The organism is Pseudovibrio sp. Alg231-02, assembly GCF_900143565.1.
Lineage (GTDB): Bacteria > Pseudomonadota > Alphaproteobacteria > Rhizobiales > Stappiaceae > Pseudovibrio.
This window is the reverse complement of sequence record NZ_FREX01000002.1, coordinates 801,479-817,449: the sequence shown is the minus strand read 5'-3', so window position 1 is coordinate 817,449 and position 15,971 is coordinate 801,479. Positions and strand designations below refer to the sequence as shown.

At 53.4% G+C, this 15,971-nt stretch carries 13 protein-coding genes; 9 read left to right on the top strand and 4 right to left on the bottom strand.

Translation table 11 applies throughout. From position 1 onward, the window contains the following. Positions 1-275 precede the first annotated feature (275 nt). A complete protein-coding gene (locus tag DHN43_RS09380; RefSeq protein ID WP_057463358.1) occupies positions 276-749 on the top strand; it encodes a YHS domain-containing (seleno)protein in 474 nt (157 codons plus the stop codon). Positions 750-917: 168 nt separating this feature from the next. On the opposite strand, the gene DHN43_RS09375 is transcribed toward DHN43_RS09380, so the two are convergent. Next, positions 918-1,655, bottom strand: coding sequence for a metal-dependent hydrolase (locus tag DHN43_RS09375; RefSeq protein ID WP_108818395.1), 738 nt, complete (start codon positions 1,653-1,655; stop codon positions 918-920). Positions 1,656-1,787: 132 nt separating this feature from the next. Further along, a complete protein-coding gene (ung, locus tag DHN43_RS09370; RefSeq protein WP_208995155.1) occupies positions 1,788-2,471 on the bottom strand; it encodes a uracil-DNA glycosylase in 684 nt (227 codons plus the stop codon). A gap of 137 nt (positions 2,472-2,608) precedes the next feature. Here ung and ruvX point away from each other — a divergent pair, with 137 nt between their 5' ends. Together ruvX and DHN43_RS09360 are read left to right on the top strand one after the other, a co-directional pair. Next, positions 2,609-3,106 carry a Holliday junction resolvase RuvX gene (gene ruvX, locus DHN43_RS09365; protein ID WP_063289427.1) on the top strand — a complete coding sequence of 166 codons (498 nt, stop codon included), beginning with the start codon at positions 2,609-2,611 and terminating at the stop codon, positions 3,104-3,106. 168 nt (positions 3,107-3,274) lie between these two features. Beyond that, positions 3,275-4,213, top strand: a complete 939-nt coding sequence (locus DHN43_RS09360; RefSeq protein ID WP_108818393.1) for an AEC family transporter — start codon at positions 3,275-3,277, stop codon at positions 4,211-4,213. Here the strand turns inward: DHN43_RS09360 and DHN43_RS09355 are convergent. Further along, positions 4,198-5,853 (bottom strand): acyl-CoA dehydrogenase family protein, encoded by a 1,656-nt coding sequence (locus DHN43_RS09355; RefSeq protein ID WP_082596874.1) that lies wholly within the window; start codon positions 5,851-5,853, stop codon positions 4,198-4,200. The genes DHN43_RS09360 and DHN43_RS09355 overlap by 16 nt on opposite strands. A 134-nt stretch (positions 5,854-5,987) precedes the next feature. Here DHN43_RS09355 and DHN43_RS09350 point away from each other — a divergent pair, with 134 nt between their 5' ends. The 4 genes from DHN43_RS09350 (at position 5,988) to dprA (ending at position 10,206) form a co-directional block, all read left to right on the top strand. Next, entirely contained in the window at positions 5,988-6,947 is a 960-nt protein-coding gene (locus tag DHN43_RS09350; protein WP_082596876.1) for an aspartate carbamoyltransferase catalytic subunit, read from the top strand. Positions 6,948-6,958: 11 nt separating this feature from the next. Continuing rightward, positions 6,959-8,263, top strand: coding sequence for a dihydroorotase (locus DHN43_RS09345; RefSeq protein ID WP_108818392.1), 1,305 nt, complete (start codon positions 6,959-6,961; stop codon positions 8,261-8,263). Positions 8,264-8,389: 126 nt separating this feature from the next. Continuing rightward, complete coding sequence (gene plsY / locus DHN43_RS09340; protein WP_108818391.1) at positions 8,390-9,007, top strand: glycerol-3-phosphate 1-O-acyltransferase PlsY; 618 nt, start codon at positions 8,390-8,392, stop codon at positions 9,005-9,007. 5 nt (positions 9,008-9,012) lie between these two features. Further along, a complete protein-coding gene (gene dprA / locus DHN43_RS09335) occupies positions 9,013-10,206 on the top strand; it encodes a DNA-processing protein DprA (protein ID WP_108818390.1) in 1,194 nt (397 codons plus the stop codon). A gap of 12 nt (positions 10,207-10,218) precedes the next feature. On the opposite strand, the gene DHN43_RS27035 is transcribed toward dprA, so the two are convergent. After that, positions 10,219-10,356 (bottom strand): hypothetical protein, encoded by a 138-nt coding sequence (locus DHN43_RS27035; protein WP_159096808.1) that lies wholly within the window; start codon positions 10,354-10,356, stop codon positions 10,219-10,221. A gap of 385 nt (positions 10,357-10,741) precedes the next feature. On the opposite strand from DHN43_RS27035, the gene topA reads away from it, so the two are divergent. Together topA and rnr are read left to right on the top strand one after the other, a co-directional pair. Beyond that, positions 10,742-13,537, top strand: coding sequence for a type I DNA topoisomerase (topA, locus tag DHN43_RS09330; protein WP_108818389.1), 2,796 nt, complete (start codon positions 10,742-10,744; stop codon positions 13,535-13,537). A 141-nt stretch (positions 13,538-13,678) separates the two neighbouring features. Then, positions 13,679-15,946, top strand: coding sequence for a ribonuclease R (gene rnr / locus DHN43_RS09325; protein WP_063307812.1), 2,268 nt, complete (start codon positions 13,679-13,681; stop codon positions 15,944-15,946). Positions 15,947-15,971 lie beyond the last annotated feature (25 nt).

The window sequence follows — 15,971 nt, the reverse complement described above, 5'->3', positions numbered from 1 at the left end:
TTCTTTCGTTTATGGCCCCATTAGCTCAAAGCACACATAAACGAAACTAACGCTGCATCTACAACGAGTTGCACATCTTCAAATGCACTTTGCAGCGAGTAAACCGTCCCCTCACAACCAGTTCTCAAAACGGTGATGAAGCGTTATTGGCCTTCAGATAGGTATTCACGCATAGTGTTTTCAGAACATAGATAAAAACCAGTGGTTCCCCATAATCAACTGGTAAACGAAACAAGCCAGACTTGGCTTCAAAGATCAGTCCGAAGGAGTTGCCCATGCCGATCAAATCTTCAGTTCTTGCAGTTGGACTAGCACTGTCAGCACTTGTAACTGTTCCGATGACGGCAATGGCCGATGACGTAACCAACTTCGTTGAAGAAGGCTACGCAATCAAAGGAACTGATCCAGTCGCTTACTTCACACAAGGCAAGCCAGTTCCAGGCAAAAAAGAGTATTCCACGCAGTATCAGGATGTGACGTGGCTGTTCTCTTCCGCTGAAAATCTCGACAAGTTCAAAAAGGATCCAACCAAGTACGCGCCTCAGTATGGCGGTTGGTGTGCAACTGGTGTGAGCTTCGGAGTAAAAATTCCGATCCAGCCAGAACAATGGAAGATCGTTGACGGCAAACTTTACCTGAATGCCCATGCAGGAGCCCAGCGTCACTTCCTGAAAGACCCGAACGCTTCCATCGCCCGGGCAAATGAAAACTGGCCAACAATCATACACACGCCAGAAGCAGACCTTTAAGCGAACCCCACCCAAGCTCCCTTGAAGACCACTCAAGCTACGCGTGCCCCAACTAAGCGTAGCTCCCGCGGTGAAAGCAAAAAAACGCGGAATGTGTCCCTTTCAAACTTAAAAGGCCTCAGTTCATGCTGAGGCCTTTTCTTGTTTCAGTTACAAAAATCGATCCGGCTATGAAGTTGCAACACTATTATTGACTGTCACCGTCTCCCCTGGCTTCAGCTTTGCCACCCGAAATGCATCATCCTCCATGCATTCGGTAAACTGATCAGCGCTTTGGTCCAAAATCGGGAAGGTACCGTAGTGACACGGAATGATGGTCTGGAACTCAAAGAACCTTTGACACGCCATTGATGCGGTGCGAGCGCCCATGGTGAACCGATCCCCGATCGGCACAATCCCAATCTGAGGCCGATAAATCTCATTGATCAGCTCCATATCAGAGAAGATATCCGTATCACCCATATGTAACAGTGTTGGCTCATCCTCAGCCATCACCACAACGCCAGCTGGGTTACCCAGATACACGTCCGCAACGCTGCCTTCACTATCAAACGAACAGGCTGAACTGTGCACCGCATTGGTCAGCGCCACACCAAACGCCCCCATGTTCACGCAGCCGCCATGGTTCATAGGATTGATCTTCTCAATACCTTTGTCCTGCGCCCACATACAGATTTCCCAGTTCGCCGTAAGCGTTGCACCAGTCGCTTTCAAAATATCGATGGTATCGCCCACATGATCGTCGTGGCCGTGGGTCAGCAGAACATGATCAACACCTTCACTCACCTGCTCCACACTCATCTCTGCCGGAAAGCTCGGATTGCCAGACAAGAACGGGTCAATCAGAAGCGTTGCCCCGGGAATGTAAACCTTAAAAGCAGAATGGCCCAGAAACTGTAAATCCATACTACCAATCCCCCAATGCGGAGCGCCGAAACACGGCACATCCGTGATATCTAAAATATTATCTAAACTAGTAGGAATTTGGTTACACAACCCTTAAATGTAACCGGACACTGGCAAAACTCCGGTAATGCCCTAAGAGATCTTCCAGTCAATCTCTGCAATACCATGTTCTTTCAGATAGGTATTGGTTTTGGAAAATGGAGCCGACCCGATAAAACCGCGCCGTGCCGACAACGGCGATGGATGGGCACTCATCAAAACCAGATGCTTACTCTCATCAATCAGATCCAGCTTCTTCTGTGCATGCGCGCCCCACAGGATAAACACCAGATGCTCTCGTGCTTCGGACAAGCCCTTGATCGCAGCATCTGTAAACGGCGCCCACCCCTTCTTGGCATGAGACCCGGCCTTGGCTTCCTCCACACTCAAAGACGTATTGAGCAACAAAACACCCTGCTCCGCCCAATGCGTTAAACACCCATGAGCTGCTGGTGCTAAACCAAGGTCGCTCTCCAACTCCTTGTAGATATTGCGAAGCGACGGCGGCAGTTTCACGCCTTTGCGAACTGAGAAGGAAAGTCCATGTGCCTGCCCTTCCCCGTGGTAGGGATCTTGCCCAAGAATGACGACACGCACATCACTCAGAGCAGCTGCATTAAAGGCAGCGTAGCAGTCAGCTGTGGGAGGATAAATGGTCTTTCCTTCCGCTTCCTCAGCATCCAGAAAGGCCTGGAGTTTCTGAAAGTAGGGTTTATCCATTTCAGGAGCCAGAATGCCCTGCCATCCCTCTTCAAACTGCACTTGCGTCACGCCTATATCCACCTGCTCAATCGACTTGCACCCTTACCTTTACCAGAACAGCCATCACACAGTTCAGCAGGAAACAGCATGTCCCCGAGAAAAATTTAGATTACCTGCTTGGCGTTGCTCTCAAGCCGTGCTAACCCGCCGCCATGGCAAATGATCCCTCACTTTCTCTCGAAGATTTCTGCGACGCGCTTTATGATGATGACCGCTTGATTGGTATCGATCTTGGCAGCAAGACCATTGGTTTGGCACTGACTGATTCAGGTCGGCAGATTGCATCTCCGCTGGAGACCATCAAGCGCAAGAAGTTTACGCAGGATGTCGAACGTCTGCTGGATCTTTGTAAGGAACACAGCGTCTTTGGCCTCGTGATTGGCCTGCCGCTCAACATGGATGGCACCGAGGGCCCGCGCTGTCAGGCGACCCGCGCGTTTGTGCGCAACCTTGCCCAGAAAACGGAAATCCCGATCACCTACTGGGACGAGCGTCTCTCCACCGCTGCCGTCACACGCACACTTATCGAAGCAGACCGCTCCCGCGCCCGCCGAGCCGAGCTGGTCGACAAGATGGCTGCCTCCTACATCCTGCAGGGCTTCCTGGACCGCATCAACTATGGCGGCACCTCTCTCTTTGAGGACGAGTAGGTCCAGCTCTCAAGCAACAACACTTGAGAAAATTTAAGCCGCCCTGCGCTTTACCACTCTGCTTTTTTCAGGCTACGTGAATAGACGGATACGTGCCTCAATGCGCTATTTGTCCATCCACTTGCAAAGACACTTTCCTGTCTATGCAACAGCCTGAAAAGCACAAGCATGTTCTCTGCCCTGTCAGCCATCATCTCTGTCTTGCTCCTCACAGCCACAGGATGGTTCCTCCGTCACCGCAATCTCATCCCAAGAGAGCGCTGGAGCGGTATGGAAGATCTGGCCTATTGGGTATTGTTCCCTGCGATCATCCTGATCAACGTGGGCACCTCAGATTTCTCGGCAATGCCAGTCATGGAAATCACCATATCCGTACTGGGAACCTTCTCGCTTCTGGCCATTCTCTGCCTCGTCCTGCAACCCTTTCTAAAACAGAAATTCGCAATCGAAGGTCCGCGCTTCACTTCCATTTTTCAAGGTGTTGTGCGCTGGAATGGTTTTGTCGCCATGGCAATCGCAGCCAATAGTTTTGGAGAGGAAGGTGTGGCGCTGGTGGCGGTCATCATGGCAATCATGATCCCGGCAGCAAACCTGCTCTGCGTGATTGTTCTGTCGATCTATGCAGGAGGGTCTGTCCCCTCGCCAAAGACGCTTGCAAAAGAGCTGATCAAGAACCCTTTCATCATCAGCGTTGTAGCAGGAGGCCTCATCAACACCTCCGGTGGCTATATCCCAGAAGTTATTGCAAACTATCTGACATTTTTGGGGAGTGCAGCCCTACCAATTGCAGTTCTGTGCGTCGGTGCAGCTTTGGATTTGGGAGCACTGCGTCGCCCGGGCCCAGCGCTTACATCAGCTCTGCTTTTGCGCAACGTACTTGCACCGGGCATTGCCTTGAGTTTCGCGCTCGCACTTGGGCTTGACGAAATCTCGGCAACCATCGTCACACTGGTGTTCTCTGTTCCGGCAGCAGGGGCAAGTTTTGTTCTGGCGAGGAAAATGGGCGGCGACGCCAAGTTGATGGCCGAAATTCTGACCCTTCAGACAGTCGCCGCCGCAATCACTATTCCGACGTGGTTATTGGTCGTGGCCTACTTGATAGGGTAAAGCCACTCAAGGATCCCCTTGGCGTCATAGCGTGCATCCAGCATGCCATAGCTTGAACGCCACTGACCTGCCATACGGGTCTCAATAAACGCATTGGCAATCGCTGGAGGAGCAACTTCCTTCAGCGCTGCAGCTGCAGCTGTGATCGCCAGCTGTTCAGTCAGCAACCGGGCACCACCCTCATCTTCCAGACACGTCCGTGCTGCAGCTTGCAACACTTCAACAGACACCTTGCCGGCAGGGCCAAGATCAGCTTCCAGCATGCCAAGCACATTCATGAAGCTGTCTGGAGTGCGGTGCATAGCCCGCAGCAAGTCCAGCGCCATGATGTTGCCTGAGCCTTCCCAGATGCTGTTGACTGGGGCTTCACGGTAGATACGAGCCATGTCGTGATCTTCCACATACCCGTTACCACCCAGACACTCCATCGCCTCAGCTGCAACGTTCTCTGCACTCTTACAAATCCAGTATTTTGCAGCAGGTGTGATGATCCGCAGGAAGTCAGCGGCCTGGCTGTCTTCACCTTCCAGATCCATGCAATGCGAAAGTTTCAGCGCCAGTGCCTCACTTGCAGCCATATCCAGAGACATATCCGCAAGAACCCGTTGCATCAGTGGCTTCTCAATAAGACGAGCGCCAAATGCACTGCGGTTGGAGGTGTGATGAACCGCTCTGGAAATCGCAGCCCGCATCAGGGCAGAAGACCCAATACAACAGTCCACACGGGTAGGTGTCACCATTTTCAAAATGGTCTTGATGCCCTTACCCACTTCCCCGACAAGAAAGCCAACAGCGTTGTTAAACTCAACCTCGGAAGAGGCATTGGACTTGTTACCCAGCTTATTTTTCAGGCGCTGGAAGTCCAGTCCATTCACTTCGCCAGATTCCAAAATACGCGGCACAAGGAAACAGGTTGGCCCCTCTTCCAGCTTCGCCAGCACAAGGAACGCATCACACATCGGCGCAGAGAAGAACCACTTATGTCCATTGATCACATAAGTGTCGTCAGAAACCTTTTCGGCGCGAGTGATGATCTGACGCAAGTCGGACCCACCCTGCTTCTCCGTCATGCCCATGCCAAGGCTCGCACCCATCTTCTGGCTGGCAGGGCGGAAACGCTGATCATACTTGCGGCTCAGGATGCGCTCATTCCACACCTTGGCAAGTTCAGGGGCCTGAGTAAGAGCCATGGCAGACGCGTTGGTCATGGTCACCGGGCAAAGGTGCCCACCTTCCACCTGACTCATCACGAAATACTTGCGCGCACGATTATAAAACGCACGCTCACCACCCGGCTCCATGGACTCAACAGACGCACTGTGCAGGCCAGCTTCAAACGAGCGGCGCATCAGCGCATGATAGGACGGGTGAAATTCGACAACATCCAGACGGCGACCATACGGATCGTGTGTTTTCAGCACCGGCTCATTAACATTTGCCAGTCTCCCCAGATCCAGTGCATCTGCGGCTCCACACTGCTCACCAAACTTGATAAGCTCCTCCCGTGCAGAATCGTTGGAGCCCGTGCCACCCAGATCAGCAAGGAGAATTGGATCACTCTCGGCAAGGTTATACCCACAATATGGCGGGGCCTGATTAATTACCCCTGTCGTCATAGTGGCTTGTGAAACTTTATCCATTTTTCCTCCCGCGAGTTGCCCCAGCGATTTTGATAGGTTAGCGCGCACGTTGCAACTGCGATTTGCACAATAAAAACTATACATCTGTTGAGCTCTTTACGAACTCGGTGTTTCTGCCTATAGAAGGGTCTTCGATGAGCAAGAAAACCACACATCGATCCTCAGCGTTCCCGCATCGCCATCTCCTCGGTATCGAGGGATTGCAGCCTCCCCACATTAATTACCTTTTGGACCTTGCCGACGAAGCCGTCGAAGTCTCCAGACAGGTAGAAAAGCAGAAAGCTGTTCTGCGTGGGCGAACGCAAATCAACCTCTTCTTTGAGGCTTCCACCCGCACCCAATCTTCCTTTGAGCTTGCAGGCAAGCGACTGGGCGCGGATGTTATGAACATGTCGGTCTCCACCTCTTCGGTGAAAAAGGGTGAAACCCTGATCGACACCGCAGCAACCCTGAACGCCATGCGCCCTGATTTGCTGGTTGTTCGCCACCACGCCGCTGGAGCAGTCCACCTGCTGGCCCGCAAAGTCGGCTGCGCGGTCGTCAACGCCGGCGACGGCCCTCACGAGCACCCAACTCAGGCTCTGCTGGATGCCTTGACCATCCGCCGCCACAAAGGAACCCTCGGCGGCCTGACAGTAGCCATCTGCGGCGACATCCGCCACTCCCGCGTCGCCCGATCCAACATCATCCTTCTCTCCAATATGGGAGCCCGCGTGCGTGTCATAGCTCCCTCTACACTACTGCCCTCTGGTATTCATAGTATGGGCGTCGAAGTATTCACAGACATGCGCGAAGGACTAAAAGGCTGCGACATCGTCATGATGCTGCGTTTGCAACGCGAACGTATGAGCGGTGCCTTTGTACCATCTGTTCGTGAGTATTTCCGTTATCACGGTCTAGACTCCGAAAAACTCTCCTACGCCAAACCTGATGCTCTGGTCATGCACCCCGGCCCTATGAACCGTGGTGTCGAGATCTCGGCAGAAGTTGCAGATGGTCCACAAAGTCTTATCCGCGAGCAAGTGGAGATGGGCGTCGCCATACGCATGGCAGTGCTTGAAGCTCTTGCTCAAAACCTTCCTGACAACAACTAGAGGACACGCGCATGTACAAGAATGTAAACCCGCTGGTCCTGACAAACGCCCGCATCATCGACCCAGCAAACAATGTTGATGAAGCAGGTGCAGTGATTGTGCAGGACGGCACCATCCTCGCCGCCGGCGCAGAAGCTCTCAATCAGGGCGCTCCCGATGGCGCGAAAACCGTTGATTGCCACGGTGCCGTCGTTGCGCCCGGTCTCATCGACATGGGCGTCAGCGTAGGCGAACCCGGCGCAGAACACCGCGAAACGCTGGAGAGCGCCAGCCGTGCAGCAGCCGTAGGCGGTGTAACCACCATCCTCACCAGCCCCAACACGGACCCGGTGATTGATGATCCTGCACTGGTGGACTTCATGCTCCGTCGCGCCCGCGACACAGCGATCGTCAACGTCCATCCAATGGCTGCTCTCACAAAGGGGCTGGCCGGCAAGGACATGAGCGAGATCGGTTTGCTCAAGGAAGCAGGCGCCGTCGCCTTTTCCAATGACAGACTTCCAATCACCAACTCCTCCGTTCTGGTCCGTCTACTGACTTACGCTCGTGACTTCGATGCGCTGGTGGTTCATCAGGCACAGGATAAGGATCTGGCAGGCTCCGGCGTCATGAACGCAGGTCTACGCGCTTCATGGCTGGGTCTGGGCGGCATCCCACGTGAGGCTGAGTTCGTCGCAATCGAACGCGATATGCGCCTCGTTGCCATGGCGAAAGGCAAATATCACGCACGCCTGATCTCCTGCCCGCAAAGCGCTGAAGCCATCCAGAAAGCGAAGAACGACGGCCTCAATGTCACCGCAGGCATCTCCATCAATCATCTCACGCTCAACGAAAACGACATCGGCCCCTACCGGACCTTCCATAAGATGTCGCCACCGCTGCGCACGGAAGATGATCGTCAGGCCATGGTGAAAGCACTGGCAGATGGCACAATCGACATCATTATGTCCGATCACAACCCACAAGATGTGGAAACTAAGCGTCACCCCTTTGCAGAAGCCGAATATGGTGCTTTAGGGCTTGAAACAATGCTTGGAGCTGGAATGCGCCTCGTTCTGAATGAGGACATCTCACTTTCCAAACTGCTTGCAACAATGACCTGCAATCCAGCGGACCGTCTTGGTCTTCCTGCTGGCCGCCTCTCAAAAGGCGCTCCAGCAGACCTGATCGTGTTCGACCCGCAAAAACCATGGATCGTAGAAAAAGACAAAATCCGCTCCCGCTCAAAGAACACCCCTTTTGAGGACGAAACTTTGACAGGCCGGGTTTTGACAACCATCGTTGCAGGCGGCATCCTTGATCACGACGCAATTTAACGTGTAGCTCTGAACCGGCCCACAAGGCTTTGGCACAATGCACGCGATACGATAAAGTTTTAAAGCAGTATGCTCATCCGCGAGGACAGGCATACTGCTTTAATATTCAACTACTGGAGAACACCCGTGCCTGATCCAATCAGCTGGTCCCTTGATTTACCCTACTATCTGGCTGCATTGGCCTTTGGCTACCTATTAGGCTCCATTCCGTTTGGCCTGCTCTTTACAAAAATGGCAGGTCACGGCGATATCCGAAACATCGGATCCGGCAACATTGGCACCACCAACGTCCTGCGCACTGGCAGCAAGAAACTCGCAGCCCTCACTCTGCTGTGTGACGCGCTCAAAGGCACTGCTGCTGTCGTACTTGTGTCTCTTTACATGGGCGGTGAAGCAGCATTGATCGCAGGTCTCGGCGCGTTCCTTGGCCACCTTTTCCCGGTCTGGCTCAAGTTCAAAGGCGGCAAAGGTGTTGCTACTTACATCGGCATCCTGCTCGGCATCTTCTGGCCAGTAGGCGTCATCTTCATCGCCATCTGGATTGCAACGGCCTACATCACCAAGTTCTCATCCCTGTCAGCACTGGTCGCAAGTCTTGTCACTCCCTTTATTCTGCTGGCTTTCGATCAGTGGCAAATTGCGCAAATGATGGGATTACTCAGCATATTGCTATGGGCAAAACATCACGAGAACATTGCCCGCCTGCTGAAAGGCAAGGAAAGCAAGATCGGTTCCAAGGGATGATGTAAATGAAGACAGCCACCAAAAGCCGGGCGCCACACCTAAGTGACACCCAGCGGCTTGCGTGGCTTCGCCTTATCCGCTCTGAGAATGTCGGGCCAAGAACATTCCGGGAGCTTTTCAACCATTTTGGCTCAGCACAAGCGGCACTTGATGCCCTACCAGAGTTATCCCGAAGAGGCGGTAAGAAAACTTATCGCCTTTTTTCTATGGACAAAGCCGAAGCCGAACTGGCTTCCCTCTATAAAATGGGCGCACGCCTCGTCGCCATGGGCGAGCCCGCCTATCCTCCCCTTCTCAGACACATTGATGCACCGCCACCCCTGCTCGCAGTTCGAGCCAGAGAGCCGTTGCAACAAGAGCTCACCGGCGCGCAAAAGACGCTTGCGATCATCGGCGCCCGCAATTGCTCAGTCGCCGGAGCAAAGTTTGCAACAAAACTGGCTGGAGACCTTTCAGCAGAAGGCTTCACCATCATCTCAGGTCTGGCACGGGGCATCGACAGCGCAGCACATCAGGCCGCTCTCACATCTGGCACCATCGCCGCTTTTGCCGGAGGCATAGACACCATCTACCCCAAAGAGAATACGGAACTTTTTGCAAAGATGATCGCAGCCAACGGAGCAGCCATCAGCGAAATGCCCATGGGCTGGAACCCGAGAGCTCGGGATTTCCCCCGCCGCAACCGCCTAATCTCGGGAATGTCATTGGGTGTTATTTTAATTGAAGCCGCAGAAAAATCAGGATCTCTGCACACCGCCCGATACGCACTGGAACAGAACCGAGAGATATTGGCAGTCCCTGGGTCTCCATTGGATCCTCGGTCAGTCGGCGCCAACAAACTTATCCAGCAAGGCGCTGCGCTCATTCAATCGACTGACGATATTCTGGAGATCATGGAACCCAAAATCTCTATGTCCCTGCCACTTCATCAGGGGATTGATGATCCTGCTATGAGCTGGCCAGCATTGGAGCAGGCAGATGCAGACGAGACCTCAAACCCACTCAATGCCAAAGAACAGGACAGACAGGCCGTCATCGATGCACTGAGTGAGACACCCATAGATCAGGATGAGCTCCTGCGATTTACCGGTGTCACCTTACAGACACTTCAACTCATCCTGCTGGAGATCGAACTGGCCGGACGCTTGGAGCGGCACAAACCCAACAAGCTTTCTTTGATACATTCTGACAGAGCGTGACAATTTTGCGTCTTAGTCGATTTCGTTGTTTTCCAGATCCAAGTCCTCAACCTCAACAGGGTCTGGTAATCCACCGGATTGAGCTTCCGCTTCTTTTTGAGCCAGAAGCAATAAGTACCTCAGCAGGTCGAGCCTCTGCGATCTCGCCATGTCACTCAATTCACGACACATTTTGGCGCAATACTCTGCTACGTCACGTGTTTCGATTGTTCTGTCATTTTTCGGCAACGGGTAATTACGCAAGCTTTTTAACCTTCTTATGCAACCATGACACAAGCCTCAGATGGTAAAAAGCGCTTTGCAATCTGAGGGTTACAGCAAGTAAAGCCATTACCTTAGGTTGCGTAAATTAGCAAGCGCAACCAAAATATGACCCAAGGAAAATTAAGGGAGTGGCTTTTCCGCTCTTGACCAATTGATCTGAAAAGGCCATTTGACAGCCGCGAAGTCATCCGAGATTGTGTCGGTTCGACTCATAAAACGGTTTTTGATTTATCAATTCCAAGACGAGATTTACGCGAAAGCCAGGAAATCAATGAACGTAGTCATTGTGGAATCACCGGCGAAAGCCAAGACCATCAATAAATATCTGGGCAAGGACTATATAGTTCTGGCGTCCTACGGCCATGTGCGCGATCTGCCTCCAAAGGACGGCTCCGTGCTGCCGGACGACGACTTTGCCATGTCTTGGTCTGTCGATTCCAAATCTCAAAAGCGCCTGTCGGATATCGCCAACGCGGTGAAGGAGGCTGACCGCCTTATTCTCGCAACTGACCCCGACCGCGAAGGAGAGGCCATTTCTTGGCACGTCTTGGAAGTTTTGAAAAAGAAACGCGTCCTGAAGGATAAGAAGGTCGAGCGCGTGGTATTCAACGCGATCACCAAGAATTCCATTCTGGAAGCAATGAAAAATCCGCGCGAACTGGATGTGCCGCTTGTCGACGCCTATCTAGCTCGTCGCGCACTCGACTACCTCGTGGGCTTTACGCTCTCTCCGGTTCTGTGGCGCAAATTGCCAGGTGCCCGCTCTGCAGGCCGCGTGCAATCCGTTGCCCTGCGCCTTGTGTGTCAGCGCGAGAACGAGATCGAGACGTTCCTCTCTCAGGAATACTGGTCCATTCTAGCAAACCTGAACACACCGGAAAACGCGCCGGTTCAGGCACGCATCACCAATTTTGACGGTCAGAAGATTACGCGCCTCGACATTAAGAACGAGCAGGAAGCCACAGCAATCAAGCAGATGCTTGAAGGTGCGAGCTTCTCTGTCAGCAATGTTGAGAGCAAGCCACAACGGCGCAATCCATATGCGCCCTTCACCACCTCTACCCTTCAGCAGGAAGCTTCCCGTAAGCTCGGCTTTGCAGCAGCACGCACCATGCAGGTTGCGCAAAAGCTTTATGAAGGCGCTAACATCGGCGGTGAAACCACTGGTTTGATCACCTATATGCGTACCGATGGTGTGCAGATCGCTCCGGAAGCAATTCAAAGCGCGCGCGCCGTCATCGGCTCCCGTTATGGGGACGAGTACGTTCCTGAAAAGCCACGGGTATATACATCCAAAGCCAAAAACGCTCAGGAAGCGCACGAAGCGATCCGCCCGACTGACTTGTCCCGTCACCCACGGGACATGGCAAAGTTCCTCGACGAGGACGGCGCACGCCTTTACGAGCTGGTCTGGAAGCGTACCATCGCCTCGCAGATGGAATCTGCTGTCCTGGAGCGCACAACTGTTGACATCGAAGCTGTAAACGGTGCCAAGAAAGCTGCCCTGCGCGCATCTGGCTCTGTTGTCCGTTTCGATGGCTTCCTCACTCTTTATCAGGAAGGTAAAGATGATGAGGAAGACGAGGAAAGCAAACGCCTGCCGCCAATGACGAAGGGCGACAGCCTCGGTCGTAAAGGCATTGAAGCCAACCAACACTTCACAGAACCTCCACCACGCTTCACCGAAGCAACACTGGTGAAGAAGATGGAAGAGCTGGGGATTGGTCGCCCGTCCACCTACGCCGCAACGCTGCAAACTCTGCGCGATCGCGAATACGTAGATCTGGACAAGAAACGCCTGATCCCACAGGACAAAGGTCGTCTAGTAATTGCATTCCTTGAAGACTTCTTCAATCGCTACGTGGAGTATGACTTCACTGCAAGCCTTGAAGACCAGCTCGACAAGATCTCAGCTGGAGATCTGGAATGGAAGGCCGTCTTGCGTGACTTCTGGAACCCGTTCCACGAAATTTGTGATGAGGTGATTAAGCGCTCCAACACGGAAGTGTTGGATGCCCTGAACGAAACCCTCAAAGCACACGTTTTCCCAGACAAGGAAGATGGCTCTGATCCACGCAAGTGCCCGAAATGTGAAACCGGTCGCTTGTCACTGAAAGTCTCCAAATTCGGCGCGTTTGTTGGTTGTTCCAACTACAACAAAAACAAGAAAGACGGCAAAGAACCAAACGAAAATCCGCCACATTGTGATTATACACGTCAGCTCACCTCTGGTGGCACATCTGATGCGGGTGCAGCAGCAGACGGACCTCAGGTTTTGGGCATTGATCCGGAAACCGGTTTGGAAGTCTCCTTGCGCACAGGCCGTTTCGGCCCATATGTACAGTTGGGTGAAGAAGCTAAACCAAAGCGCTCATCCCTGCCACGTGGCTGGAGCACTGCCGATCTGGATCTGGAGAAAGCCCTTCAGTTGCTTTCCTTGCCACGCGAAGTTGGCACCCATCCAGAAGATGGCAAGACCATTTCCGCAGGCCTGGGCCGTTTTGGACCGTTCGTGCTACATGATGGCACCTATGCCAATCTGGACAGCCCGGACGAAGTCTTCTCCGTCGGCATCAACCGCGCCGTAACCCTTTTGGCAGAAAAGCGTGCCAAGGGCGGAGGCCGCGGAGCTGCCGCAAAACCACTCAAAGAACTTGGTGACCACCCCGATGGCGGCGCCATCAACGTATACAGCGGTCGTTATGGCCCCTACGTGAAGTGGGAAAAGATCAACGCAACCCTTCCAAAGGACGTTGCACCAGAAGCTGTCACGCTGGAACAGGCAACAGAGCTTGTAAACGCCAAGGCAGCAACAAAAGGTAAGAAGAAAGCGCCTGCCAAAAAGGCAGCTGCAAAGAAAACAACGGCCAAGAAAGCAGCCCCCAAAGGGGCACTGAAAGAACTTGGCGATCATCCGGATGGTGGAGCGATGGAGCTGCGCGACAGTGGCCGCCTCGGCGTTCGGATCAAATGGGGCAAGGAGTTCACCTCCCTGCCAAAAGGAACAGACCCGGAGACGGTAACCCGCGAACAGGCAATCGAGCTGATCAACGCGAAGAAGGATTAAGATCCCCGTTACTCTCCGGACAACGAAACATAAGGGCTTCCGTTTATCGGGAGCCCCTTTTCGCGGCATAAAAGCCGCACTGGATGAGATACATTGAGCCGAAAAAAGGCCACTGAAAAAAGACACAAGGGACCGGCAGAAATGCCATCCCGCGAAGACATTCTGAAGTTTATTGCCGACAATCCCGGCAAAGCTGGTAAACGCGAAATCGCCCGCCATTTTGGTATCGTCGGCGCCGCGCGCATCCCCCTCAAACGAATGCTGAGAGATTTGACCGAGGCCGGTCATCTCGAAAAACGCCGGAAACGCATGTTGCGTCCAGGCGATCTTCCTCCTGTCTTTGTTGTAAAAATCACAAGCAGAACTGCTGACGGTGAGCTCCTCGGCATCCCGATGAACTGGGATGAAGAGCATGGAGAGCCACCGAACGTCCTCGTTTTGTCGCAAAAGAACAAAAACAAATTCAACCCCGTCCCAGGCATCGGCGACCGCGCCCTTGTGAAACTGCTAGACGATCAGGATGGATCGCCCGAAGCCAAACACGTCGTGCGCGTGATGAAGCGTCTGGAGAACCAGGACACCGACGTCCTTGGCATCCTGCGCATCAACAAGGCAACCAAAGCGGCAACTCTGGAACCAGTTGACCGCAAGCAGCGCGCTGTCGATCTGGATCCGCGCGAGCTGATGGAATCTGAAGACGGTGACCTCGTAAAGATCGAAGTCCACAAAGTCGGACGATACGGCACACCGCGTGGCCGCATCGTCAAACGCTTTGGATCCACAACCTCAGAAATGGCTGTCTCCGAAATCGCATTGCACACACAGGGTATTCGTAATGAGTTCCCAGGAGCTGTCATTGCTGAATCGGAAAACATCAAGCCTGTTGGCCACAAGGGCCGTGAAGATTGGCGTGACATCCCGCTCCTCACCATCGACCCTGCGACAGCAAAAGACCACGATGACGCGGTCTATGCTCAGCTGGACAACAGCCCGGAGAACGAAGGCGGCTGCATCGTTTACGTCGCAATTGCAGACGTCGCAGCCTATGTCACACCGGGCTCCCCGATGGATAAGGAAGCACTGCTGCGCGGCAACTCGGTCTATTTCCCTGACCGCGTGATCCCAATGCTGCCTGAGCGCATCTCTAACAATCTATGCTCCTTGCGCGAGAACGAAGACCGCCCATCCATCGCAACTCGGATGGTCTTTGACAAGAACGGCAAGAAAACATCCCACTCGTTCCATCGCGTCATCATGCGCAGCGCGGCTAAGCTCTCCTATCAACAGGCCCAAAAAGCCATTGAAGGCGTGACAGACGACAAAACCGGCCCACTGCTGGAACCGGTTCTTGAGCCATTGTGGGCTGCCTATGAGATCCTGAAGCGTGGCCGAGACAAACGCCAGCCGTTGGAACTCGACATCCCGGAGCGTCGTATTCTGCTCAAAGAAGACGGCACCGTTGATCAGATCGTCGTCCCTGACCGTCTGGATGCGCACAAACTCATCGAAGAGTGCATGATCCAGGCGAACGTCGCAGCCGCAGAAGAGCTTGAGAAACGCAACTCTGCCCTGCTCTATCGTGTGCACGATGCGTCGACACCGGAAAAGCTGGAGAATCTGAGAGATTTCCTCTCCACGCTGGACGTCAAACTGCCTCACATTGGCGGCCTGCGTCCTTCTGTGTTCAACAACATTCTCGACAAGTTCAAAGACACCGCAAGCGCAACCATGGTGTCAGAGGTCGTGCTGCGTTCGCAGGCACAAGCGGAGTACAACGCCGAGAACATCGGACACTTCGGCTTGAACCTCCGACGTTATGCACACTTCACATCCCCTATTCGCCGCTATGCAGATTTGATAGTGCACCGCGCACTCATTCGTGCACTCGGCCTCGGGGATGATGGCTTGCCATACGGCATCGAAGAGAAGCTACCTGCCATCGCAGCAGAGATTTCTGCGGCAGAACGACGGGCGATGCTGGCTGAACGCGAAACCATTGACCGACTGATTGCCCTGTACCTCTGCGAAAGAATTGGGGCTGAATTTTCGGGACGAATTGCCGGAGTGACCAAATCTGGCCTGTTCGTCAAACTGCTACAAAATGGCGCAGACGGCTTCATTCCTGCATCTACCATTGGTATGGATTACTACGAATATGTAGAATCGGCTCATGCCCTTCTGGGCAGAGCAACTGGTGAAACCTACCAACTTGGTGACGCAGTGCAGGTCAAACTGGTGGAAGCCGCCCCATTTGCGGGCTCTTTACGGTTTGAAATGCTCACAAAAGGCAAATCCAAGGGCGAAGCAGCGGGACGGGTTGCTAAGCACAAGGGTTGGCAAGCAAGAAACAACAGCAAGCCAAAAGGTTTACGCCGGTCAAAAAACGGAAATAAGCGGAAGCGCACATAAAAAGAACGTGTGCTCCCCTGCATTT

Excerpts from the sequence above, each read along its gene's own strand:
- DHN43_RS09380 (WP_057463358.1), top strand. The coding sequence starts at position 276 with ATGCCGATCAAATCTTCAGTTCTTGCAGTTGGACTAGCACTGTCAGCA.
- DHN43_RS09375 (WP_108818395.1), bottom strand. The coding sequence starts at position 1,655 with ATGGATTTACAGTTTCTGGGCCATTCTGCTTTTAAGGTTTACATTCCC.
- ruvX (WP_063289427.1), top strand. The coding sequence starts at position 2,609 with ATGGCAAATGATCCCTCACTTTCTCTCGAAGATTTCTGCGACGCGCTT.
- DHN43_RS09360 (WP_108818393.1), top strand. The coding sequence starts at position 3,275 with ATGTTCTCTGCCCTGTCAGCCATCATCTCTGTCTTGCTCCTCACAGCC.
- DHN43_RS09355 (WP_082596874.1), bottom strand. The coding sequence starts at position 5,853 with ATGGATAAAGTTTCACAAGCCACTATGACGACAGGGGTAATTAATCAG.
- DHN43_RS09350 (WP_082596876.1), top strand. The coding sequence starts at position 5,988 with ATGAGCAAGAAAACCACACATCGATCCTCAGCGTTCCCGCATCGCCAT.
- DHN43_RS09345 (WP_108818392.1), top strand. The coding sequence starts at position 6,959 with ATGTACAAGAATGTAAACCCGCTGGTCCTGACAAACGCCCGCATCATC.
- dprA (WP_108818390.1), top strand. The coding sequence starts at position 9,013 with ATGAAGACAGCCACCAAAAGCCGGGCGCCACACCTAAGTGACACCCAG.
- DHN43_RS27035 (WP_159096808.1), bottom strand. The coding sequence starts at position 10,356 with ATGGCGAGATCGCAGAGGCTCGACCTGCTGAGGTACTTATTGCTTCTG.
- topA (WP_108818389.1), top strand. The coding sequence starts at position 10,742 with ATGAACGTAGTCATTGTGGAATCACCGGCGAAAGCCAAGACCATCAAT.
- rnr (WP_063307812.1), top strand. The coding sequence starts at position 13,679 with ATGCCATCCCGCGAAGACATTCTGAAGTTTATTGCCGACAATCCCGGC.